We start from the raw sequence: 1837 nt of genomic DNA, 5'->3' as shown, positions 1-1837 counted from the left end.
ACCGCCGACGCGAGCCACAGAATCGGCCGCTCCATCCCGACCCCGAAGCCGTCCTCCCCACCGAAAGCTCCGCGAACGGGTAAAGATATATGAAGAAACCCATGGAATCGGAGTCCACGGTTCCATACAATCCCTATAGATAGATTGAACGTGGTCGAGAGGTTCAGTCCAACAGAATTTTATCCTAATCTTTGGACTCAAGATAATGAAGAAGCTGAGCTATATTGTTGCAGTCGCATTTGTCGTCCTGCACGCCAATTCGGCGTTCGCAATAGAACCGAAGGACGTTCACTGTTGGGATAAAGCCAAATGGGGAATGACTGAAGATCAGATTGTTGAGGCATTCAGCAAGCGTGCCGAACGCCATCAGAAGAATAAGTATAAACATTTCTACTCAACAGTCCGGGTAAAGGGCTTTTCATTCGGAAAGAGAGAATACAGGGCGGACATGCTTTTCGATAACGACTCGGGACTGCTCGAAGGAATCAACCTGCGAGCCCAGGACGAGAAGTTCCTCAATGTTGTTGATGAGTTCAAGATACTGTCAAAGCTCCTCCAAACAACATACGGCAACCCAAGCGAGAAAACGCGCACGGAAATGGTGTGGACGTTCCCATCCACAACCATAAGGCTTAAATACACTACGATCCCAATGGCAGGCATCAACATCGTCAGGGTGTACTTCAGGCAGAATCAAAACAAAGAGAAGACGAGTCCAACCACCATTAACCCCGAACAAGCCTTTCACGCCTACAAAGTAACCGCGCCGTAGCACAGCCACTTTGAGGTGAAGGCGATCGTTCGATCTTAAACAATGAAATATCTACTTATAATTTTAATGTCCATGCTTTGTGGCTGTATGGTTCATCGAAAAGAATTGTTTTCGTATCCATATTGTCACCCATCAAATAAGCTGCAGGCTATCCCTCGCATTATAGCATCAGAAGAAAATACCACAGGAATCCCCCTCTTGTTTTCATATACCAAAAGCGGAGCTCCTTATCGCCTTGAGCTTTCATTTATATCAGAGAGAGAACCCACTGATCCCATTACGCTAACCAAAGTTGTGTTTAAGAACACGGAAGGTGAAACTCATCAGCTCCTTTCAAAAGAAACGAAGATCCAATCATTCCATAAACGGAAATACAACTCATCCAGCAGGAAGTACGGCAAGTATAACGAAGATGTATTTGAGTCGATTTGGACATCTTTCAGCCTCCCTCTAGAATTTATCAATAAGAAAACCTGCACTGTTGATGTTGAGTTCATAGTTAACGAAAAGGCCTATGCCAAAAAATGGAAAATTGGAACCAACTTGCGAAAAGGGTCTGAGAATATTGTCAGTTATATGATGAACTATTAAACAAATCGAACCACTCACTCCACGGTGAACAACGCCCGATTTTAAAGGCAACATTTATGCGCACCGAAAGTGAGCTTGGACATTCGCTAAGAAAAAAGGGCAGTCACGTAATCTAGTACTTTTCTTCTCATCATCGACTTTCCTGCGCTTTAATCGCGCGCCTGCAGCACCGGATCGGCCTTTATTTTCGAGGGCTCTTTTTTCATCATTTTCCACATTTTCTCGATTTCCAAATCGGTTGGTTCCCCGATCCCGCTTATCGCAAAACATCTCTTTTCCCCGAATGCTGGAGCTCCTAAAATCCCGTTTTCCGCACTGCCTTTTTGATATAGTATTCTATATATTTTGCCCCAAATATGGCCATTTTATAGCTATTTTATATAGTATTCTATATCAAAATTTAAATCTTGAGGACAGGAAATCAAACGGAAACAATGGGTCGGGTCTTGGTTTCGAGCCAATTGGCCTCTTCGG

At 44.1% G+C, this 1837-nt stretch carries 2 protein-coding genes; both read left to right on the top strand.

Annotation, left to right across the window (positions count from 1 at the left end):
* Positions 1 to 205: 205 nt before the first annotated feature.
* Positions 206 to 772 carry a hypothetical protein gene (locus tag KAH81_08650; protein MCK5833724.1) on the top strand — a complete coding sequence of 189 codons (567 nt, stop codon included), beginning with the start codon at positions 206 to 208 and terminating at the stop codon, positions 770 to 772.
* A gap of 294 nt (positions 773 to 1066) precedes the next feature.
* A complete protein-coding gene (locus KAH81_08645; GenBank protein MCK5833723.1) occupies positions 1067 to 1363 on the top strand; it encodes a hypothetical protein in 297 nt (98 codons plus the stop codon).
* Positions 1364 to 1837: the final 474 nt, after the last annotated feature.

The organism is bacterium, assembly GCA_023145965.1.
Classification (GTDB): Bacteria; UBP14; UBA6098; order UBA6098; family UBA6098; genus UBA6098.
Note: the sequence above shows the minus strand (reverse complement) of the source record. Positions and strands in the feature narration are given on the sequence as shown.

Excerpts from the sequence above, each read along its gene's own strand:
- KAH81_08650 (MCK5833724.1), top strand. The coding sequence starts at position 206 with ATGAAGAAGCTGAGCTATATTGTTGCAGTCGCATTTGTCGTCCTGCAC.